Origin of the sequence: Pseudomonas edaphica, from assembly GCF_965277385.1 — a bacterium.
Classification (GTDB): Bacteria; Pseudomonadota; Gammaproteobacteria; order Pseudomonadales; family Pseudomonadaceae; genus Aquipseudomonas; species Aquipseudomonas edaphica.
In genome coordinates, this window is sequence record NZ_OZ255725.1 from 378,753 (window position 1) to 400,120 (window position 21,368).

The 21,368-nt window shown below is 60.2% G+C and carries 19 protein-coding genes and 1 pseudogene; 6 read left to right on the plus strand and 14 right to left on the minus strand.

Features of this window, described 5'->3' with window-relative positions:
• Nucleotides 1-36: 36 nt before the first annotated feature.
• Genes ACQY47_RS01705 through gnd form a run of 3 tightly spaced genes read right to left on the minus strand, consistent with a single transcriptional unit; the run spans nucleotide 37 to nucleotide 3,361 of the window.
• Nucleotides 37-861 (minus strand): HAD family hydrolase, encoded by an 825-nt coding sequence (locus ACQY47_RS01705; protein WP_428555027.1) that lies wholly within the window; start codon nucleotides 859-861, stop codon nucleotides 37-39.
• Complete coding sequence (zwf, locus tag ACQY47_RS01710) at nucleotides 858-2,381, minus strand: glucose-6-phosphate dehydrogenase (RefSeq protein WP_017138122.1); 1,524 nt, start codon at nucleotides 2,379-2,381, stop codon at nucleotides 858-860. Before zwf ends, ACQY47_RS01705 begins: the two co-directional genes overlap by 4 nt.
• A complete protein-coding gene (gene gnd / locus ACQY47_RS01715; protein ID WP_017138121.1) occupies nucleotides 2,378-3,361 on the minus strand; it encodes a phosphogluconate dehydrogenase (NAD(+)-dependent, decarboxylating) in 984 nt (327 codons plus the stop codon). Before gnd ends, zwf begins: the two co-directional genes overlap by 4 nt.
• Before the next feature lie 269 nt (nucleotides 3,362-3,630).
• Between gnd and ACQY47_RS01720 the strand changes: the two genes are divergently transcribed.
• The 4 genes from ACQY47_RS01720 (at nucleotide 3,631) to ACQY47_RS01735 (ending at nucleotide 8,423) form a co-directional block, all read left to right on the plus strand.
• Complete coding sequence (locus ACQY47_RS01720) at nucleotides 3,631-3,807, plus strand: DUF6026 family protein (RefSeq protein ID WP_428555032.1); 177 nt, start codon at nucleotides 3,631-3,633, stop codon at nucleotides 3,805-3,807.
• 152 nt (nucleotides 3,808-3,959) lie between these two features.
• On the plus strand, nucleotides 3,960-5,702 hold the full coding sequence (locus ACQY47_RS01725; RefSeq protein ID WP_099549301.1) for a phosphoethanolamine transferase CptA: 1,743 nt from the start codon (nucleotides 3,960-3,962) through the stop codon (nucleotides 5,700-5,702).
• A 128-nt stretch (nucleotides 5,703-5,830) separates the two neighbouring features.
• A complete protein-coding gene (locus tag ACQY47_RS01730; RefSeq protein ID WP_428555035.1) occupies nucleotides 5,831-8,068 on the plus strand; it encodes a TonB-dependent siderophore receptor in 2,238 nt (745 codons plus the stop codon).
• A gap of 142 nt (nucleotides 8,069-8,210) precedes the next feature.
• Nucleotides 8,211-8,423 (plus strand): hypothetical protein, encoded by a 213-nt coding sequence (locus ACQY47_RS01735; protein WP_017138117.1) that lies wholly within the window; start codon nucleotides 8,211-8,213, stop codon nucleotides 8,421-8,423.
• A gap of 112 nt (nucleotides 8,424-8,535) precedes the next feature.
• Here the strand turns inward: ACQY47_RS01735 and ACQY47_RS01740 are convergent, their stop codons facing one another.
• From ACQY47_RS01740 to ACQY47_RS01755, 4 genes are all read right to left on the minus strand, one after another.
• Nucleotides 8,536-9,027 carry a GNAT family N-acetyltransferase gene (locus ACQY47_RS01740; protein WP_017138116.1) on the minus strand — a complete coding sequence of 164 codons (492 nt, stop codon included), beginning with the start codon at nucleotides 9,025-9,027 and terminating at the stop codon, nucleotides 8,536-8,538.
• A gap of 157 nt (nucleotides 9,028-9,184) precedes the next feature.
• Nucleotides 9,185-10,291 (minus strand): cell division protein ZapE, encoded by a 1,107-nt coding sequence (zapE, locus tag ACQY47_RS01745; protein ID WP_428555040.1) that lies wholly within the window; start codon nucleotides 10,289-10,291, stop codon nucleotides 9,185-9,187.
• Nucleotides 10,292-10,306: 15 nt separating this feature from the next.
• The gene (locus ACQY47_RS01750) at nucleotides 10,307-10,642 is read right to left on the minus strand and encodes a nuclear transport factor 2 family protein (RefSeq protein ID WP_017138114.1); all 336 of its coding nucleotides are present in this window, start codon (nucleotides 10,640-10,642) and stop codon (nucleotides 10,307-10,309) included.
• A gap of 51 nt (nucleotides 10,643-10,693) precedes the next feature.
• The gene (locus tag ACQY47_RS01755; RefSeq protein ID WP_017138113.1) at nucleotides 10,694-11,410 is read right to left on the minus strand and encodes a helix-turn-helix transcriptional regulator; all 717 of its coding nucleotides are present in this window, start codon (nucleotides 11,408-11,410) and stop codon (nucleotides 10,694-10,696) included.
• Between the two features lie 92 nt (nucleotides 11,411-11,502).
• On the opposite strand from ACQY47_RS01755, the pseudogene ACQY47_RS01760 reads away from it, so the two are divergent.
• A pseudogene (locus ACQY47_RS01760) lies at nucleotides 11,503-11,715 on the plus strand (aldo/keto reductase); the annotation flags it as partial.
• A gap of 354 nt (nucleotides 11,716-12,069) precedes the next feature.
• Here ACQY47_RS01760 and pepN read toward each other — a convergent pair.
• The 6 genes from pepN to ACQY47_RS01790 are packed head-to-tail and all read right to left on the minus strand — an operon-like array spanning nucleotide 12,070 to nucleotide 18,571.
• The gene (pepN, locus tag ACQY47_RS01765) at nucleotides 12,070-14,727 is read right to left on the minus strand and encodes an aminopeptidase N (RefSeq protein WP_428555045.1); all 2,658 of its coding nucleotides are present in this window, start codon (nucleotides 14,725-14,727) and stop codon (nucleotides 12,070-12,072) included.
• A gap of 14 nt (nucleotides 14,728-14,741) precedes the next feature.
• A complete protein-coding gene (locus ACQY47_RS01770) occupies nucleotides 14,742-15,572 on the minus strand; it encodes a DUF2797 domain-containing protein (protein ID WP_056860307.1) in 831 nt (276 codons plus the stop codon).
• Nucleotides 15,569-15,829, minus strand: coding sequence for a YeaC family protein (locus ACQY47_RS01775; RefSeq protein ID WP_017138108.1), 261 nt, complete (start codon nucleotides 15,827-15,829; stop codon nucleotides 15,569-15,571). The genes ACQY47_RS01770 and ACQY47_RS01775 overlap by 4 nt, the downstream gene beginning before the upstream one ends.
• Before the next feature lie 14 nt (nucleotides 15,830-15,843).
• Entirely contained in the window at nucleotides 15,844-16,713 is an 870-nt protein-coding gene (locus ACQY47_RS01780; RefSeq protein ID WP_428555049.1) for a rhomboid family intramembrane serine protease, read from the minus strand.
• Nucleotides 16,710-17,684: a metallophosphoesterase gene (locus ACQY47_RS01785; RefSeq protein ID WP_428557408.1), complete on the minus strand. Its 975-nt coding sequence runs from the start codon at nucleotides 17,682-17,684 to the stop codon at nucleotides 16,710-16,712. Before ACQY47_RS01785 ends, ACQY47_RS01780 begins: the two co-directional genes overlap by 4 nt.
• On the minus strand, nucleotides 17,681-18,571 hold the full coding sequence (locus tag ACQY47_RS01790; protein ID WP_010210870.1) for an NAD(+) kinase: 891 nt from the start codon (nucleotides 18,569-18,571) through the stop codon (nucleotides 17,681-17,683). Before ACQY47_RS01790 ends, ACQY47_RS01785 begins: the two co-directional genes overlap by 4 nt.
• Nucleotides 18,572-18,715: 144 nt before the next feature.
• On the opposite strand from ACQY47_RS01790, the gene ACQY47_RS01795 reads away from it, so the two are divergent.
• Nucleotides 18,716-19,663 (plus strand): DUF1853 family protein, encoded by a 948-nt coding sequence (locus ACQY47_RS01795; RefSeq protein WP_428555053.1) that lies wholly within the window; start codon nucleotides 18,716-18,718, stop codon nucleotides 19,661-19,663.
• On the opposite strand, the gene ACQY47_RS01800 is transcribed toward ACQY47_RS01795, so the two are convergent.
• Nucleotides 19,656-21,269: a PvdJ/PvdD/PvdP-like protein gene (locus tag ACQY47_RS01800; RefSeq protein WP_428555056.1), complete on the minus strand. Its 1,614-nt coding sequence runs from the start codon at nucleotides 21,267-21,269 to the stop codon at nucleotides 19,656-19,658. The genes ACQY47_RS01795 and ACQY47_RS01800 overlap by 8 nt on opposite strands.
• Nucleotides 21,270-21,368 lie beyond the last annotated feature (99 nt).

A 21,368-nucleotide genomic window follows, 5' to 3' on the forward strand; every position in this document is an offset into this window, starting at 1 on the left:
CAATGATCGGAAGTTGAGCATCACAACGTAAGCGGCTTATCGCGGTACGAGAATAAAGCGCTCGATCGCTTCAGCTGCGCCGTCCTCGACATTGCTGCCGGTCACAACACTGGCTTGGCGCTTGACCGTTTCTTCCGCCTGCCCCATCGCAATCGACAAACCCGCCACTGCAAACATCGCCGGGTCATTGCCGCCATCGCCGATAGCTGCCGTTTGTTCCATGCGCACACCAAGGTGCGCGGCCAAGGTTTTCAAGGCCTCGCCCTTGTTGGCGAGCATGGCCGTGACATCCAGGTACACCGGCTGCGAGCGTGATACCTGCGCCAGGCCCTGCACCTTGGGCTGCAACTGCGCTTCCAGCTCCACCAATAACTGCGTGTTGTTGCTGGCAGCAACGATCTTGTCGACCCGGTCCAGGTACGGCTCAAAACTCTCCACCACCACCGGCCCGTAGCCCAAGCCATCGGCTTCACGCTGCATCATCGGCCCAGGCGGATCACGGCGCAGCCAATCGCCGTCAGCGAACACCCAGACTTCCACATCCGGTTCGGCCGAAAACAGCGCCAGTGTCACCAACGCCGCCTCTGCCGGCAGATGATGGGCAACCAGGATGCTGCCATCCGGGTTGATCAACGTGCCGCCATTAAAACCCGCGACCGGCACATCAATACCAAACGTTTCGATAAGGTGCAGCATGGCCTTGGGCGGCCGCCCGCTGGCCAGGCTGAAAAATACCCCGGCGTCACGCAACGCACGGACAGTATCGGTAGTGCGCTGGCTAAGGCTATGGTCAGGATGCAACAAGGTCCCGTCTACATCACTGAGCACCAACTGGATGGGATGAATCGCTGCATCACTCATCCGAGGCTATGCCAGGTGCGACCATCGCGGGCCAGCAACTCGTCGGCGGCCGCGGGGCCGTCTTCTCCGGCCTTGTAAGCCTGAATCGCGTCATCCTGCTTCCAGGCATCCAGGAACGGCTGCACCGCACGCCAGCCATTTTCGATGTTGTCGGCGCGCTGGAACAAGGTCTGGTCGCCGGTCATGCAGTCGTAGATCAGGGTTTCATACCCGGTCGACGGCTGCATTTCGAAGAAGTCCTTGTAGTCGAAACCCAACTCGATATTGGCCATTTCCAGGGCCGGCCCGGGCTTTTTGGCCAACAGGTCGAACCACATGCCTTCGTTTGGCTGGATCTGGATTTTAAGGTAGGTGGGCTTAAGCTCATCCACATCCGTGTCGCGGAACTGCGCATACGGCGCGTGCTTGAAGCAGATCACGATTTCGGTGTCACGGATGCTCATGCGCTTGCCAGTACGCAGGTAGAACGGCACGCCGACCCAACGCCAGTTGTCGATCATCACCTTGAGGGCGACAAACGTCTCAGTGCTGCTATCAGGCGCAACGTTGGCTTCTTCACGATAACCGGGCAACGACTTGCCGCCGATTTCGCCAGCGCTGTATTGGCCGCGTACCGAGTTGGCGCGCGCATCTTCCAACGACCACGGGCGGATCGCACCCACTACCTTGGCCTTTTCACCGCGCACCGCATCAGCGCCAAACGCCGCCGGCGGCTCCATGGCGACCATCGCCAGGAGCTGGAACAGGTGGTTGGGGACCATGTCGCGCAGGGTGCCGGTTTTCTCGAAGAAGTTACCCCGCGTTTCGACGCCCACGGTTTCCGCCGCAGTGATTTGCACGTGGTCGATGTAATGGTTGTTCCAGAACGCTTCGAACAGCACGTTGGAGAAACGGCTGATCAGGATGTTCTGCACCGTCTCCTTGCCCAGGTAATGGTCGATGCGATAGATCTGCTTCTCGCTCATCACCTTGAGCAGGCACGCGTTCAGCGCTTCGGCGGTGGCAAGGTCCGACCCGAAAGGTTTTTCGATCACCACACGACGGAAACCATCATCGGTCTCGTTGAGCAAGCCGGCACTGCCCAGGCGCTGCGCCACTTCACCGAAGAAGCGCGGTGCAGTCGCCAGGTAGAACACCGCGTTACCGGTGCCGCTGTCGGCGATCTTCTTGCCGATGTCGGCGTAGGTGCTGTCGTCGAGGAAATCGCCCTCGACGTAGCTGATGCCTTTGGCCAATTGCGCCCACAACGCGGGGTCCAGGGCGTTTTCGGCATTGCCCCGGACTTTGCTCGCGGCCTCGGTGCGAATGAAGTCTTCGAGTTTCTTGGCGAAGTCGGCGTCACTGATGGCGTTGTGATCAACGCCGACAATGCGCAGGCCGTCGCCCAGCAACCCGTCGCGACTCAGGTTGTACAGCGCCGGCATGAGCAGGCGCTTGACCAGGTCGCCATGGGCGCCAAACAGAAACAAGGTAGTGGGTGGAGCGGGTTCGGCCTTGGGTTTCTTGCCGTTAGCGGTCATTTTTTGGAAGTCTCCACATGGCCACCAAAGCCGAAGCGCATGGCAGACAGCATTTTGTCACCGTAGGTGCTCTGCTGACGGGAACGGAAACGGGCGAACAACGAGGTGGACAGCACCGGTACCGGCACGGCTTGCTCCATGGCGGCTTCGATGGTCCAGCGGCCTTCGCCACTGTCGGCCACGGAACCGGAGTAGCCATCGAGTTTCGGGTCGGTGGCCAATGCGTCGGCGGTCAGGTCCAGCAACCAGGACGAGACCACGCTGCCACGGCGCCAGACTTCGGCGATATCGGCAACATTGAGGTCGAAGCGCTCGTGCTCCGGCAGGTTCTCCGAGTTTTTGGTCTTGAGGATGTCGAAGCCTTCAGCAAAGGCCTGCATCATCCCGTACTCGATGCCGTTGTGGATCATCTTCACGAAGTGCCCGGAACCGGCTGGGCCTGCATGGATGTAACCGTGTTCGGCGCGGCTGTCGGCAGAGGCCGAACGGTCCTTGGTGCGCGGGATGCTGCCCAGGCCCGGTGCCAGGCTGGCGAAAATCGGGTCGAGGCGCTGCACGGTCTCGACGTCGCCGCCGATCATCATGCAGTAACCGCGCTCCAGGCCCCAGACGCCGCCGGAGGTGCCGACGTCAACGTAATGCAGGCCTTTTTCCGACAAGGCCTTGGCTCGGCGAATGTCATCTTTGTACATGGTGTTGCCGCCATCGATGATCACGTCACCGTCTTCGAGCAACTCACTGAGCGTATTAATGGTGTCTTCGGTGGGCGCGCCTGCCGGCAACATCACCCACACAGCGCGCGGCTTTTGCAGCCCGGCTACCAGGGCCTTCAGGTCGGCGACGCCGGTGGCGCCCTCCTCGCTCAGGCCTTTGACGAATGCTTCGTTACGGTCGTATACAACGGTGGTATGCCCATTGAGCATCAGGCGCCGCGCAATGTTACCGCCCATGCGGCCTAGTCCGATAATCCCCAGTTGCATGTGCTGATGCTCCTAACTACTAAATAAATGTGTGACATAGTTTATAGCGCAATGAGGCTAATGAGGGTTAGTCCAGAGCGGATCGGTGTAGTTTCATGACAAAAAAACGCCATCGTTTCAGCATCACCGCTGAAAAAGTCACAGCGACCACCAAAAATAAAAAAGTTCCATTGCCCCGAAAAAGAATTCAGAATTGCTTCCGACTGTTGCCAGAACCTCGATTGACGCGTTCCGGCACCGCGATCTACCGGCTATTTGCGAGGTAAGCAATGAGCACAGCACAGATGACCCGACCGCCACAGACCCTCTACGTGAGCGTGCGTCGCGATGAATTGCGCCAATTAAAAGAAGAACGCGCTCAACTGCAGCAGGAGGTTCTGCGTCTGCGCGCACACCTTCAAGCACAGGTCAATCAGGCATCCGGCACCCAGCCTGCGCTTTGCTGAACCTGAGCTGAACAAAGCCTTCAGAAATAACTCACGAAGTTTTCACATCCTCCTCCCGATACTCCCGCCGAATAGGGCCACGCACACGCGGCGGCCCACTGTCGCGTGCATTCCTGCGCAGCGACTGAGCAATTATCGGGTTGGAGTACTGGATGGCGATGTTCAAACGCAGCACCAAGTCTGCGAAAGGCTTTGATTGGGCCGGTCTTGGCTGGTTGTTCCTGTTTTTCTGGTATTTCTCGGGTATTACCCAACTCCTGATCCAGCTGACCGGCACCTCCGGTTTCAGTGGTTTTCGCCAAGCCTTCTTCCTGAGCGCGTTCTGGCTCGCGCCGATGCTGCTGTTCCCAAAGCGCACGCGCTTGCTCGCGGCCTTGATCGGCGTGGTGCTGTGGGCGTGCTCGATGGCCAGCCTGGGTTATTTCTTCATTTACCAGCAGGAATTCTCGCAAAGCGTCATCTTCATCATGTTCGAGTCGAACATCTCTGAAGCCGGCGAATACGCGACCCAGTACTTCGCCTGGTGGATCGTGCTGGCATTCATCGCCCATACCGCAGTAGCCGTATTCCTGTGGACCCGCCTGCGCCCGGTTTACCTGCCGCGTGGCCAGGCGCTGCTGGCAGCCACCGCCATTGTGCTGGCCGTGATCGGTTACCCGCTGGTCAAGCAGATTGCAACCAACCCGACCATGGAACTGGCCATCGACGGTTTCGAAAGCCGTGTCGAACCGGCCGTGCCATGGCAGATGATCGTTGCCTACCGTCGCTACACCGAACAGCTCAACAGCATGCAGGGCATGCTCACCAGCGCCAGCAAGATCCCGCCCTTGAAGAACCTCAAGGACACCATGGCCGACCAGCCGTCGACCCTGGTGCTGGTGATCGGCGAATCCACCAACCGTCAGCGCATGAGCCTCTATGGCTACCCGCGCAACACCACGCCGGAACTGGACAAGCTGCGCGACCAATTGGCGGTGTTCGACAACGTCATTACTCCGCGGCCCTACACCATCGAAGCACTGCAGCAGGTGCTGACGTTTGCCGACGAAGAGAACCCGGACCTGTACCTGAAGACGCCCTCGATTGTCAGCGTGATGAAACAGGCCGGCTACAAGACCTACTGGATCACCAACCAGCAGACCATGACCAAGCGCAACACCATGCTCACGACCTTTTCCGAGCAGGCTGACGAGCAGGTGTACCTCAACAACAACCGCAACCAGAACGCCCGCCAATACGACGGCGACGTGCTGGCACCGTTCGCCAAGGCCCTGGCCGACCCCGCCGAGCGCAAGTTCATCGTGGTGCACCTGCTGGGCACTCACATGAGCTACCAGTACCGTTACCCGCCAACCTTCGACAAGTTCACCGATCGCCAGGGCGTACCGGCCGGCATCAGCGATGATCAGTTGCCGACGTACAACAGCTACGACAATGCGGTGCTGTACAACGATTTCGTGGTGTCGAGCCTGATCAAGGATTACGCCAAGACCGACCCGAACGGCTTCCTGCTGTACCTCTCGGACCACGGCGAAGATGTGTTCGACTCGGCCGGCCACAGTACCCTGGGCCGTAACGAAGGCAAACCGACGGCGCCGATGTACACCATCCCGTTCATGGCCTACGCCTCGCCGAAATGGCGCGAAACCCATGACTGGAGCTTTGCCAGCGATTTGCAGCGGCCTTACAGCAGCTCGCAGTTGATCCACACCTGGGCAGACCTGGCCGGGCTGAGCTTCGATGAATGGGACCGCAGCAAGAGCCTGGTGAACGACAGCTTCAAGCCACGCCCGTTGCTGATTGGTGACCCTTACATCGGCCAGAAAAAGGGTTTGATTGATTTCAGTCTGATCAAACCGAAGAAGTCGGACGCCTCCGAAGTGGTTGCTAAATAGCGTGAGCCTTGTAACAGAAAGATAACAATCATTCTCGTTTAAGCCTAAAGTTCCGCGCGCCCTTTCGTCTTTGAGCCAAGGCCTTCTCTTACTGAGAAGGCCGCAAAGACGACAAGGAGTCTGCCGCGATGTTCGCGCCCTTTACCCGTTCCATGACCCTCACCCTTGGCCTGTTCAGCGTCGCGCTGAGCCCGGACCTGCTGGCTGAAACCGACCCCGAGCCTGCCCCGCCACGCCCCTTTGAGCTGGGTGCCACCAGCATCACCGCCGAAGGCCTGGGCGCGACCACCGAACACACCGGGGCCTACACCACCGGCTCGATGAACACCGCCACCAAGCTGAACCTGTCGATCAAGGAAACCCCGCAATCGGTTTCGGTGATCACCCGTCAGCAGATGGATGACTTCAACCTCAATACCCTGACTGACGTGCTGCGCCAGACCACAGGCATAACGGTGCAGCACCTGGACTCGGATCGGGTCGGCTACTCTTCCCGCGGCTACTCGATCAGCAACTACCAGGTCGACGGCATGCTCAGCACCTACGGGCGCATGAAGCCGGATGCCGACACCATCATCTACGACCGCATCGAGGTGGTGCGCGGTGCCACCGGACTGACCACCGGCGCGGGTGACCCGTCGGCCACGGTCAACATGATCCGCAAGCGCCCGACCGCAGACTGGCAAGCCAGGGCCGGCGTCAGCGGCGCCAGCCATGACAACTACTACAGCTACGTTGATGTGGGCGGCCCCCTGGCGTTTGATGGGCGACTGCGTGGACGCACGGTACTGGCCTATCGCGACAGCCAGTCCTATCGCGACAATTACGCCATGCAACGGGAGGTCGGCTACGGCATCCTCGAAGGCGACCTGACCGACGACACGGTGGTCGCCGTAGGCTTGGACTATCAGAACAAACATGTGCAAGGCACCTCTTGGGGCACCCTGCCCTACTGGAACAGCGATGGCAGCAAGGCGCGACTGTCACGCTCGGCCAACATGGCTGCCGACTGGAGTTCCTGGCCACTCAAAGACAAGACCACCTTCGCCTCTATCGACCATAAACTGTCCGCTGACTGGCGCCTCAAGGCGGCCTACACCCATCGCCAGAGTGATACTGATGGCAAGGTGTACTACGGCGGCGCCGGCTACCCCAACCCGGATGGCAGCGGCATGAACGCCTGGACCAACCAGATGGTCGGTACATCGAAAATGGACGTGGTGGACTTCAACCTTGCCGGGACCTATTCATTGTTTGGCCGTGAACATGAGCTGATGGCAGGTTATGGCGAATCCGAGCAGCGAGACTCATCGCCGTTTCAGCGCTACAGCACACCCGAAGGTTATGAAGACATTCAGGACTGGCGGCACATGGGCGGTATCCCCAAGTTCCCCGACCGTACCACCGGCCTCAAAGGCGAACACAGCAGCAAAAAACAGAAAGCCGGTTACCTGGCAACGCGCCTGAGCCTCACCGACCAACTGCACGCTGTACTCGGCGGCCGCTATGGCAGTTGGGAAATCGAAAGCGTCTCGCCGCAGTACAACGACAATAACCAGCTGACTCAATCGAGCAAAACTCGCCAGACCCACAACGATATGTGGACGCCGTATGCGGGGCTGCTCTACGACATCACCCCCGAGTACACCGTGTATGCCAGCTACACCGATATCTTCAACCCTCAGGATGAGCGCGATTCCAGCAAGAAATACCTGGAGCCGGTGGTGGGCAGCAACTACGAAGTCGGGCTCAAGGGCAGCCTGCTCAATGAGCGCCTGAACCTGGCCACCGCGTACTTTTGGAGCACCCAGGATAACGTCGCCGAACTCGATAACAGCGCACCGCCGGATCCGGTCACGCGCGAGCAGTTCTACAAGTCGGGCGGCAAAGGCAACAAGGTCCAGGGCTTTGAGGTGGAAGCATCGGGCGAGGTCATGCCGGACTGGAACCTGACAGCAGGCTACACCTACACCCACTCGGTCAATGGTGATAAACAGCGCAACAACACCGACCAGCCACTCAACCTGTTGAAACTATCGACGGCCTATCGCCTGCCGGGCCAATGGCGCGGGTTGACCATAGGTGGCGCGGTTAACTGGCAGAGCGATTTCTACAAATTTGCCCCACGCCCTAGCGGTGGCCGGGACAGTGACGGCCGGCTGATCACCGAAAGCACCAAGATCACCCAGCAGGCCTACACCGTGGTCAACCTGATGTCGCGCTATCAATTCGACGAACACGTTTCGGCGTCAGTTAACGTCAACAATCTATTTGATAAAAAATATTACGAACGCGTCGGTTTTTATAATGGCGTGTATTGGGGAGACCCACGTTCCATCACACTGGCACTGGATTGGCGGCTATAAACTGCATTCCCGAAGTTAACAAAAACGTTAACTTCGGGGCCGTTCCATGTTAATTCCCACTTAATAAGACAGCCCCATAGTCGCTCCATGAATCGGATCACGGAGCGATCGAACACCACTCACTCTTAATGGGAATACTGCCATGAAACTTTCGACCTTGATGCTTGCCGGCCTGATGAGCCTGACCTCCGTAGCCGCCTTCGCAGAGGGCGGTTCAGAGCGCTCGAAGGAGTTTTACAACAACTTCGCCTTCACCCAGCAGCAAATTCACGGCACCACGGACAAAACAGCACTGGCCGACGGCAAGTCTGTAAAGCCCGAACAAAACAGCGCTGAACAACAGCCTAACAGCTGATTTAATCTTTAGTTAATCTGCATGCCCCTATGCCAATCCGCTCCTTTGGCAAAGGCTAATTTGGCGCCATTTAATGGCGCCTTTTTTATGCTGCCTATATTAAGCGCAGTGTTTAAAGCGGTTTGCTCCAGAACAGCATACGGCCGTGGGCGGGGTCAAATATCGAATCATCAAAACCAAACTTGCGATAGGCCGCTTGCGCCACGTCATTGCCTTCGAGCACTTCCAGGGTGATCTTGCAGCAACCGCGCTGGCGGGCAATTTCCTCCACCTTGAGCAGCATTTTCTGGCTAAGCCCCAGGCCACGAAACTGATTCATCACCACCACATCGTGCACGTTGATCAGCGGGCGGCAGGCAAACGTCGAAAAACCTTCAAAGCAATTGATCAGACCCGCCGGCTCCCCGCCGACAAACGCCAGTACGCTGAACGCGTGGGGGCGCTTGGCCAGTTCGGCTGGCAGTTGCTGCAACAGATCGGCCGGCAAGGTGTGACCGCCACCCATCGGGTCTTCAGCGTAATGGTTAAGCACCAGGCCAATGGCTTCGGCATGCACGGGGTTGGTGTAGCTGGCTTGCAGCACCAGGATGTCTGGGGTGTCCATTTCCTTCCTCAATCACGACAACAAGGGAATCGGTTCCCTTTGAGGAGACAATTGTAAGCGGGGAGCCCGTCGCAGATGAAGGAGATTAGCTACAAATACCTGACGGAAATGACGAAGGTTGCGCCCACCAACAAGCACCACTGGCCTGGGATTTGTCCTAGGCGCCGAACCGCTGCAGTTGCATCTCTTGCAAACGACTCAAGGTGCGCCGGAACGCAAACTCCAGATAACCCTCGGTGTAAAGACTTGCCAACGGCACCTGGGCCTCGATAAACAGTGGCACCTTGCGGTCGTAGCACTCATCCACCAGCGCGATGAAGCGCCGCACACTGTCATCGTGTACCGACAATTCAGGCAACTCACGGTCACCGGCCATTACTCGCTGAACACCATCTTCGGTGCCACGGGCAATCCGTCCCGGACGTTTTTGTGCGCTCAGGTTGGGCACTTCACCCAGCAGGATCGCCTTGTAGCGATCGCACAGCAGCATAAAGTCCATCGCTGCCAAGGGTTGCTCGCACAAATCGGCGTACCGGCACCAGAGCACCGTGTCGCTGGACTGCACCGCCACTATCGAACGGTACCCGACGCTGACCACGCCGCTGCCGATCACCCGGCCTTCGCTTAACTGTTTGAACAGTGTGGCGAGCGCTTGTGGCTGATTGACCCAATAGCGCTGCAGCCCCACACCTGGATGCAAACGGTGATCTTCACCACCGTCCACTGCCACCACGTGCATATGTTGCTTGAGCGCCTCAATACCCGGCAAGAATCGCTCGCGGTTGAAGCCGCCTGCGTACAGCTCGTCCGGTGGTTGGTTGGAGGTGCAGACCATGACCACGCCCTCCTCGAACATCACCTGGAACAGCCGGCCGAGAATGATCGCATCACCGATGTCGCTGACGAACAGTTCGTCGAAACACAACACGCGCACGTCCTGGCTGAGTTCGCGCGCCAAAGCCTGCAAGGGGTCATGGATGCCACTGAGCTGGAAAGAGCGCTGATGCACCCAGCCCATGAAGTGATGAAAATGCTGGCGCCGCGCAGGTACACGCAAGCTGTGATAGAACTGGTCCATCAGCCAGGTCTTGCCCCGGCCCACCGGCCCCCACAGGTAAACCCCGGGAATCGGCGAGCGGCCGTGGTGCAAGGCCTCAAAGCAGGTTTGCAGGGCTTGCACCGCCCGGCACTGGGCGTCGTCGGGCACGAAGCCTTGCTGGGCGATGGCGTATTGGTAGGCGGCAAGCGGCGAGTCGAAAGTCATGCGTGCCAGTATGACTTACAGCGAGATATCCAGCCGTGAAATCTTGCCCTGCTCGTTCAGGCGGAAGGTATAACGCAGCTCCAAAGGGCTACCGGGGAAATTGCCGGAGACCCTGTTGCTGACCAATACCTTGCCGGTGCGATGCTGCACGTTGATCACTTCAACACGGGGCTGATAGCGACGCCCGGTGTCTTCAACCCAGCGGGCAATGGCTGTCGGACCAACTTGATGATCGCCTTCATCGAATACGTTGGCATCATCGGCAAAGCACTGGGCAATGGCTGAGGTGTCGCCGGTATTGGTCGCGGTTATGTAGGCTGCAATGGCGGGGGCTAACGCTGGAAAAGACATGGCACAGCTCCTTTTTAGTGATTTATGGCGCCATGCTAAGCCAGCCCTGTGTCAGTTTTTGTCAGGAGTGAACGGTCCTGAATCATTGTGTTCCATCAACTTGCGCCAGCCGCGCAGCAGGTCGCTGCGCCGGCCAGGGTAACGCTCACCTCGGGCGTCAGCTGCGGCCACCCGGTCGGTGCGAAACGTACGGTAAGCGCCACGCAACTCGCACCAGGCCACGATCACACGGACCTCATTGAGAAACCCCAATGCCAACGGCCAGATCAACCGCTGGCTCTGGGTTTGGCTGGCGTCTGCGTAATCGATATGCAGCTTGGCCTGGTTGCGAATCGCCTCACGAAACACATTCAGCGGTACGCGATTTTCCGGGTAGCCAAACCCCGGCGGCCCCGGCAGCAGCGTGGGGTTACGCAAGGCTTCCTGCGCAACCGGGTCGAGCACATCGGCAATTTTTGCCAAGGCATTAGCCGCCGCACGACTGAGCACGTCGTCGCCGCGCTGGTCCACATAGCGTAACCCCAGCACGATGGCTTCAGTTTCCTCGGCGTTGAGCATCAATGGCGGCAAAAACAGCCCGCTGCGCAACACATAACCCACCCCCGCCTCACCAAAAATCGGCGCGCCGAGTGCCGTCAGCTCAGCGATATCGCGGTACAGCGTGCGCTCGGAGACTTCCAACTGCGCAGCCAGTACGGCCGCGGTCACCGGGCGCTTCTTGCCCCGCAGGGCCTGCAACAAGGTGAGTAAACGAGTGGTACGCGACACTTGGACCCCGCCGAAAAAGGAAAAAGTGCCGCAGCTTAGCAGAGCGCCCTGTCAGAAAATGTCAGCAGCAAAAAAGACCCTTGACCGAATAAATTACAAAACTCGGCAACAACCGCAAGAACATGATGCGGGCGGTCGAAGAAAGCCTCAAACGCTTGAACACCGATCACATCGACCTGCTCTGGGCGCACATGAGCGACAACGTCACGCCGATGGAAGAGATACTGCGCAGCTTCGATGACTTGGTGCGCGCCGGCAAGATCCACTATGCCGGCCTGTCGAACGAGCAAGTGGCCCGCCTGGACACTGCCGGCGCAATTCCATTGGGCGTTCCCCACGGGATTATCTCGGAGCGCTTCGCGCTCGACCACGGCGCAGACACACCGCGCCCACCGGTTATTTGAGACGAAAAAAAACGGCCTGTTCAGGCTAATGCCAGCCAGTTAAGCGCTAGAACTGACAACCAGTAACCTGTGGCGAGGGAGCTTGCTCCCGCTGGGCCGGGCTGGCGCTCCAGCGCGAAGCGGCCCCTGCTCTTTGCTTTAAAAGCATGGGACTGCTACGCCGCCCAACGGGAGCAAGCTCCCTCGCCACAATTACCGGCTATGTCTTAATTGACTGGCATTAGCCTGTTCAGGCCGTTTTTTTATGCGCGCGGTTTACGCAAGGCTCTTGCTGACCACCTCGAATACATCGCTCGACAGCTCGCCGGAGGCACGAATGCGCTCAAGTTCCGCCTTCATCAGCGCTTGACGGGCGCTGTCGTATTTACGCCAGCGGGTCAACGGCGCCAACTGGCGCGAAGCAATCTGTGGGTTGAAGCCATTGAGCTGGATCACCAGGTCCGCCAGGAAGCGATAACCCGAGCCGTCTGCAGCATGGAAGTTGATCAGGTTCTGCCCGGCAAATGCACCCACCAGTGCGCGCACCTTGTTCGGGTTCTTGATGTTGAATGCCGAGTGCTCCATCAGCGCCTTGACCCGCTCCAACCCGCCCGGCAACGTGCTGCCCGCCTGCACGCTGAACCACTGGTCCATCACCAGCGGGTTGTCCTTGAAGTTCTCGGCAAACACCGCCAACGCCTGGGCTTTTTCCGCTTCGAACGGCGAGTTCACCAGGACCGCCAATGCCGTGAGACGCTCGGTCATGTTATCGCTGGTGTCGAACTGGTCCAGCGTTGCGGCCAACACTTCAGGCTTGCCGCTGAGCATCAGGTACGACAGCGCGATGTTCTGCAAGGCGCGCCGGGCAAAGTGCTCGGCCGCCGCCACATAAGGCGTCTGCTTGGACAGCTCGCGATTGGCCTGGTAACGCAGCCACAGCGCTTCGAACAGGTTGTCAGCCAGTTGCTTGCGGGCGTACTCACGGGCGGCGTGGATGGCCTCCACATCCGCCACTTCGCTGATTTCCGTGAGGTAGGCCTCGCTTGGCAGCGAGAGCATTTCGGCGACCATGGCCTGGTCCAGGCTTTCATCGCTGAGCACCGTGCGCAGTGCGTCGATCAAACGCTGGTCCAACTTCAAGGCCTGGCCTTGCTGATGCTGGGCGATCAGCTCCTGCAACACCTGCACCGACAATTGCTGGCCGGCATCCCAGCGGTTGAAGCCATCGCTGTCGTGCTGCATCAGGAACATCAGTTGGTCGCGGTTGTACGGGAAGCTCAGTTTCACCGGCGCCGAGAAGCCGCGCAGCAGCGAAGGCAACGGCTTTTCTGCGATATCGACGAAGGTGAAGGTCTGCTCCGCTTGCGTCACCGAAATCACCCGCGACGTGCCGCCAGCCGCCGCTTCACCCGCCAGGCGCAAGGCGATAGCGGCGCCCTGCCCGTCCAGCAGGCCCATTTCCACCGGAATCACGAACGGCAGTTTCTCAACCTTGTCCGGCGTTTGCGGGCAGCTTTGACGGAACGTCAGGCTGTAGGTTTTGGCTGCGGCATCAAACGACTCGCTTACCGCCAGACGCGGCGTACCGGCCTGGCTGTACCAGCGCTTGAACTGGCTGAGGTCGGCGCCGTTGGCGTCTTCCATGGCCTTGATAAAGTCATCGCAGGTCACGGCCTGGCCGTCATGGCGTTCGAAGTACAGGTCGCTGCCTTTACGGAAGCCTTCAGCGCCGAGCAAGGTGTGGATCATGCCGACCACTTCCGAGCCCTTTTCGTACACGGTCAGGGTGTAGAAGTTGGAGATCTCGATAAAGCTGTCCGGGCGTACCGCGTGGGCCATGGGGCCGGCGTCTTCAGCGAACTGATGGGTGCGCAGGTACGCCACATCCTGGATGCGCTTGACCGTGGCCGAGTTCATGTCGGCGGAGAAGCCCGAGTCACGGAACACGGTGAAGCCTTCCTTGAGCGACAGCTGGAACCAGTCACGGCAGGTCACGCGGTTGCCGGACCAGTTGTGAAAGTATTCGTGAGCAACAATCGCTTCGACGCGCTGGTGAGCGGCGTCGGTGGCGGTTTCGGCGCGGGCCAGCACGGCGCTGGAGTTGAAAATATTGAGGCCCTTGTTCTCCATGGCGCCCATGTTGAAGTCATTCACGGCCACGATCATGAAGATGTCGAGGTCGTACTCGCGACCGTAGGTTTCTTCGTCCCAGCGCATGGATTTTTTCAGGCTGGTCATGGCGTGCTGGCACTTGTCGATGTTTTCCGGCTCGACATAGATGCGCAGCGCCACTTCACGATTGGTCATGGTGGTGAAGCTGTCTTCAACGCACCACAAGTCACCGGCCACCAATGCAAACAGGTAGGCAGGTTTCTTGAACGGGTCTTCCCAGGTCGCCCAATGACGGCCGTCTTCGCCGGGGCCACTGGCAATCGGATTGCCGTTGGAGAGCAGCACCGGGTAGCTGTGTTGTTCGGCGATCACCGTGGTGGTGAAGGTGCTCATCACGTCCGGGCGGTCGAGGTAGTAAGTGATCTTGCGGAAACCTTCAGCCTCGCACTGGGTGCAGAACATGCCGCTGGATTTGTACAGGCCTTCCAGGGCAGTGTTGGTTTCCGGGTGGATACGCACGCTGGTGTCGACCGTGAAGGTTTCGCGGGTCGGGTGCAGGGTCAGGTGGCTGTCGGTCAACTGGTAGTCGGCCTCGGTCAGTTCCTTGTCACCCAGGTTGACGGTCAACAGCTCCAGCTGCTGGCCATCGAGCACGAGCGGCGGCAGGCCGGCGCCGCGCTCAGGGTTGCGGCGCATCACCAGTTGCGCATGGACCAGGCTGTGGTCCTCGAACAACTCGAAGGTCAGGTGCGTTTCTTCGATCAGGTAATCCGGCGCCTGATAGTCCTTCAGGTAAATCATCTTCGGTTGTTCGGTCCGCATGGATAGCATCCTTTTTACTGATGCACGGCGAGCTGGTAGGCCGTGTACTTACGAATGTTGATAACGCCGGTGTCGAAGATCAGGTATTGGCCCTTGATCCCCAGCAACGTGCCTTCGGCAATCGGGTTCTTGTCCAGGTTGAAGCTGACGATCTTGGCCGGGTATTGCTCGACCGGGTAACGAATTTCGATCGGCTCGATGTCGGTTACCGGTTGGATGGCCTGCAAGCCAAAGCGTTCCTGCAACCCCAGCAGGCCGTCGGCGCAGGTGGCGAACAGCTCATCGCGTACCTGCTTGAGATCCACCGATTGCGCATCGCCCTTGAGTAAAGCACGCCAGTTGGTTTTATCGGCCACTTGGCTGCGAAACAGGTCTTCAACGAAACCGGATTGCTGACGGGTCGCCACGCGCATGATCGGCAGCGCCTGGCTGGCGCCCTGGTCGAGCCAGCGGGTGGGCAACTGGGTGGCACGGGTGATGCCGACCTTGATGCCCGACGAGTTGGCCAGGTACACCACGTGGTCGGTCATGCAGAATTGTTCGCCCCAGCCCGGATCACGGCAGGTGCCGGCGTCGTAATGGCAACGTTCGGGGCTCATGATGCACAGGTCACACTGGGCCAGTTTGGTCATGCACGGGTAGCAATAACCCTGGCTGAAACTGGTCTTGGTCTTGCGACCGCAATGGCTGCAATGGATGGCGCCAAGATATTCCAGGCGCACGTGAGTGCCGATCAACGGGTTGACCGGCACCTCGGTGTCGCCCAGGCGAAATGCGTATTGAACGGTCGGCTCACCGAGTTGCGCCGACATTTTGCTGACTGCACCACGACCAATTTCAATCAATGGATCGCATCCGACTTGAACAGGATGTTCGGCACCGGCGCCGACTTGGACGCGCACTCCTGCGGGCCCATGTAGCCGGTACGCTGCTCTTCGGGCAGGTTCTGGATTTCCCAGGCGATCACCGCTTGCAGCGACAGCTCGCGCTGCTCTGCAGTGAGCTTGCGGCCATCGGACCACTTGCCGATTTCCACGGCCAGCTTGAGGCTCTCGTAGATGTCCGGGGTGATGTTTTCGATCATTTCAGCAAAAGAGGACATAAGGCTCTTCCTTATCAAATAGAGGCTTTGCGGCGGTTGTACAACCCGCCCAGCAAACCCGTCAGGCAACCGATGACCAAGCCGCTCAGGTGAGCCGCGTTGGCGATTTCGCCGAAACCGATCATCGAGATCAGCCCCGACATGCAGAGCACCAGCCAAATCAGCATCATCGCCAGCACGCCACGCGGCAGACGATAAGCCGGGTTAGGCGACAACAATTGGAAGATCCAGCAATGCCCGAGCAGGCCATACAACACGCCAGACAAACCGCCAAACAGGCTCGGGCCGCCATAGGCGTATTGCGCGTAATTGGACACCAGGCTGAACAACAGGGTCAGGCCCAGCAGGTTGATACTGCCCTGGCGCACCTCGATACGACGGCCCAGCTCCCAGTACCACATGCCATTCATGGCCAGGTGCAGGATGCCGAAGTGGATCAGCATCGGCGTGACCAGCCGCCACCACTGCCCCGACGCCATGGTCTCGGCAAACGGGGTGAACTGGATATAGTCGCCCATCACGTGAAACGGCAGGAAGGTCAGCCAGCTCATGGTCTGCAGGTTTTCACCCAGCAAGGTCACCGCGCCAACGATCATGCTTGCCAGCAGCACCAGCGCCGTGACCGGGCTGAAACGCACTTGCTGAACAAAGCTTGGCCGCGTGACCGGCGCCTGCTCGGGAATATCCAGTTGCTGGTCCGGGTCACCGGCGGGAAAGCGTTGATACAACACTTGCACGTCGGCGCTGATGTTCTCGGGCACCCACAACACTTGCTCGCCTGCTTCTTCACTGACGCGATGGGGCACTTGCATGCGTTGCAGCAGTTTGACGAAACCACTCAGGTCGACACTCAGCGGCAAGCGCAATACAGCTACCGTACTCATACAATGACCTCAGGCCGCTCAACGTCGACCCATACAAATTTACGCGGATCCAGGCGGGTTTCCTGGTCCAGTCGATACGCCACCAGCTTGCCGTAGAGCACCGCGCTGTAATCCAGGCAGGCCAGGTTGTCGCGGATCGGCGCCGGTTTGCCGCTGCGCCAGTAATGGCCGACGAACAACAACGCTTCGTCGACGCCATAACGCAGCAGGGAATTTTTTTCCGTAGACGAAAGCGGCGTACGTGCCACCGGTTCCGGCAGTGCATCGGGCTGGAACACGATGTCGCCGTAGGTTTTGGGGTCGTCTTCCCAGAATTTGGTGCGGAAAAATGAGCGCGTCAGGCCATCGCCACCGGTCAGCGTCAGGCCGTCCGGCAGGCGCATGTCGGTGCCGCGCAGCAGGCGGTCGAAGGCGTTGCAGGCAAAGCTGCCCGGCACGGCGGCGGCCTGCAAAAAGTGCTGGTCGATGCAGCCATCCGGGAAGGTGGCGCGCAGCGGCTGGATAAAGCCTTCGTCCCAACACGCATGCACCACGCGAAACCGCCCGGCGTCGACAAACAGCGGCATGTCGTAGAACCAGCCGAGGAAGTCGTGCCAGTCGGCCGGGTGGTGCTCGAACTGGGTCAGGGTTTCGTGGATCAACCGCGCATGGCGTGGGTTGTGCTCGCGCACGAACTGCTTGCCACTGCCCGGCGGCGCCGGCGTGCTCCAGCCCAGCGCATTGAACTCGTGGTTGCCCATGATGCACAGCGCCTGGCCGGCCTCGGTCATATCGTGGACGATATGCAGCGCCTCACGGATGCGTGGCCCACGGTCGATGATATCGCCGAGGAACACCGCCATACGCGTCGGATGGCGCCAGGTTCCAGCCTGTTTATGGTAGCCCAGCCGGTCGAGCAAGTGCTCAAGGGTATGAGCGCAACCGTGCACGTCACCAATCAGGTCGTAGCTACGCGCGGGATCGAGCATCAGTCGCCTCCACCCCCCAAGCGGCTGCCCCAGCCCAGCTTGGTGCGGCACACTTCGTAGTAGTTGTGGTCCAGCGGGTGGATCAACCGCAACTTCTGTGCCTTTTTGCTCACGGTGATGGTGTCACCGGGGGCGCAGGTGAAATGGTTCTGCCCGTCGCAGGAGACTTGCGGGTAGATCTGCATGTCTTTGGACACCACGATTTTCAGCTCACTGTTGCCATCAACCACAATTGGCCGACTGGACAACATATGGGGGTACATCGGCACGATCACAATGGCATCGAGTTTGGGGTGCATGATCGGACCGCCGGCCGACAGTGCGTACGCGGTAGAACCGGTCGGCGTGGCGACGATCAGGCCGTCAGCCTTTTGGCTGCACACGAACTGGCCGTCGATATACAGCTCGAACTCGATCATGCGCGTGGATTTGCCAGGGTGCAGCACCACATCGTTGAGCGCATCGCCCTGGCCGATGGCCTCGCCGTGGCGGCGCACTTCGGCTTGCAGCAGGAAGCGGTTTTCCACCAGGTAATGGCCGTCAAGCACCTTGGCCACTTCGACTTCGAGGTCATCCGGGCGGATATCCGTGAGGAACCCCAAACTGCCACGGTTGATCCCCAGCACCGGCACGTTGTGCCGCGCCAGGGCACGGGCGGCACCCAGCAGGCTGCCGTCGCCGCCGACCACAATAACCATGTCACAGACTTCGCCGAGCATCTTGCGCGACGAGGTTTGCAGGCCGTGACCGGGCAGGATTTCGGCGATGGTGTCTTCGAGGATCACATGCAGGTGGCGTTCCAGCAGGAATTTTTTCAGCCGGCGGACGGTGTCCAGCACCTGGGTACTGCCCAGGCGACCGATAATGCCGATATTGCGAAATTGCTCCATGGGGCTCCTGCGGGATTTGGGGTCTGGCAAAAAGAACGATTATGGGCGAAAGGCCGCGTCAGGCAAAACCCTTTGTCGCCGCAGGGCCTTGATGACAATGGTTCTCAGCCACCCTTAACGGCTCTAAAAGGCTATGCTCGGACCATGACTGTGTTCCCCGACCTGCTCAACCTGCCCCGCCAATTGCGCCACCCCGAGGTGCGCGACCTGGCGTGGGTGATGCTTGCCCCGCCGATGCTTGCGCAAACGCCCTGGCCGCAGCGCCACCCACTGGCCGGCAGCGACTGGGTACAGGCGCCGCACCGGCTCGAACAGTGGTTACGCACCCTCGACCAGGACAGCAGCGCCTTGCAGCATTGGCTAAGCCTGTCGCGCACGCGGCGCCTGGGCCTGTACTACGAGCGCCTGTGGCAATTCGCGGTACAACATGCGCCGGGGGTGGAGTTACTGGCTGCCAACCTGCCGATCCGCCGCGCCGGGCATACGCTGGGCGAGCTGGACATGCTGGTGCGCGACCGCGATGGCGTGCACCACCTGGAACTGGCGATCAAACTGTATCTGGGGCCGCAGGACGGCAACGGCCAGGACCCCGCGCAATGGCTCGGCCCCGGCTGTCATGACCGGCTGGACCGCAAGCTCGCGCACCTGGCCCAGCATCAACTACCGATTTCGGCCCGCCCGGAAAGCCGCGAAGCACTGGCGGCGCTGGATATTGCGCAGTTCGATGCACATTTGTGGCTGGGCGGGTATTTGCTCTATCCGTGGCCCGGCACCGCCGAATCCCCGCTGGGCGTTGAACCACAGCACCTGCGCGGGCGCTGGCTGCATCAGCGTGATTGGCGCGACTTCGTCAGCCAGAGCCCGCCGGGGCGCTGGCAACCCCTGCCTCGGCACGCCTGGCTGGCGCCGGCGCATTACTCGGAGGATCAGGTGTGGCGTGCTGACCAGATGCAAGCCTGGCTGGCAGACCTCGACCCGATGGCACCGGCCCAATTACTGGTGCGGCTGGTTCAGCAAGGCGCAGATTGGGAAGAAGCCGAACGTTTGTTCCTTGTTGCAGACCTGTGGCCAAACGTCCCGGGCATTACTTGAGTTTCAAGTGGCGCGCATACCAGGGCCGTTTCGGCACGCTCTTGAACAAGGCCTGCAACCCGTCTTCTTCGGCGAAAGTGATGCGCAGCGCCAGCTTCATGGTCTCCGGGTCCATCTCCATCGACCGCCCCATCTGCAGCCCCGGCGTGGTGCTGCAACCGTGGGTGTCCGGCCCCAGCCATGGGTCAGCGACTTCCACCCAGCGGCCTTGGGCAAACCACTTGACCCCGTTGACCTCCAGCCGGCTGACCTCGCCTGGATTGAACCGCTCATGGGCGCGAAACCAGTCCTCGATGCGATCATCGATCCAGCCGTGAAAGTGCCAGAACACCGGGTTTACGTGCGATGAGAACGGGTCGCCCAGGAAGTCGTTCTGCGGCGCGTACCAACGCGCGGCAAAGTCCGCCGGGTCACGGGCGAACGGCACCGGCGCGCCGTTGGACGGGTCACGGGGCACCGAGGCCCAACGCATGTGCAGCCAGTCGTGCAGGCCCAGCTCCATCTCCGAACCTAACTGGCCCAAGGTCAGTTTGGCCAGGTAACGCGGGTCACGGTACTGCGACTCCCACACCTGGAAGTTGCTGTGGTAGGTCTCGGCCGCCTTGATATCGCTGACCCATTGGGTGTAGTCGCTGTCATCAGGTGCTGACCAACAGGGTGGCAGCGCAAAGCCGTCGTGGTTATCGAAATAACGCAAAAACCCCAGGCGATCGCGTTCCAGCGCCGGTTGGGGTTCAGGGAATTGCGGCCAGGAAGGCAGGTCTTGCATGGAGCGCGCAGTGCCAAGCATATGCCGGTGCATGAAAAAGAAATCGATACCCGAACCGTTACGGTCTTTGCGTTTGCCGCGCGCATCGCGCTCCTGGCCGCGTGGCCCGGGTTGCCAACCGATACCGCGCAGGGCATCGCGTTTTTCCTCGGACAGCTTGTGCCACTGGTCACGGGTGGCGTGCCAGAGCTGGTGGAACAGCCGGTGCTCAGGCGCGATCAGCCAGGCCAGCAAGGTCGGGTTAAGGCCGATACGCTGGCGCGCCTCGGGGAACAGTTGCTTGTGGGCGATAAAGCGGTTGTCGCGCTCGGTCAGGGCAAGGGGACGCTCAAGGTCGAGAACCTGCCCGCTCAGGGTGCTGCTGCCGGCATTGGCGAAGTCGGCCCAGACTTCGTCGAGGGTCATCTTGAACTCATAGGCCGGTGCGCCATCCGCGGCGTCGCGGTCGATCAGGCGCCAGTAGAGCACGGCGCCCTCGCCCGTCAGCAGATCACCGAGCACGCGGTAACGCGGCTCGCCCTCGGCACGCAGGTTTGCAGCGGTGTCCAGATAGCCACGCAAGCCACGGCCGCGCGGGGCGATGTCGAGCAACAGCTCCAGGCCTTGCAGCGGCAAGCCTTTAAGGCCCGCATCGCGGCCCTCCAGGCGCAGGCTCCACACACCGCGCAGGGTATTGGCCAGGTGTTGGCCGGCGGTGTCGGCCAGGTCCACCGTGGCCTCGCCCGGCGTGATCGGGAATTCTTCACGCGTCAGCTCGCGGTGGGCATAAAGGGCCGCTGGCACGGCAGCGCCGGTCAGCGCCAGGCCGGCGATGAAGCCACGTCGAGAGAGGGTCATTGTCTACCTTAGGAAACAGCTTGATCAGAGCTAAAACGTTGACGGCCGCGAGAAATTTACCGGCCCAGCGCCCGCGCCTAAATTTCCCCGGCCATGGCT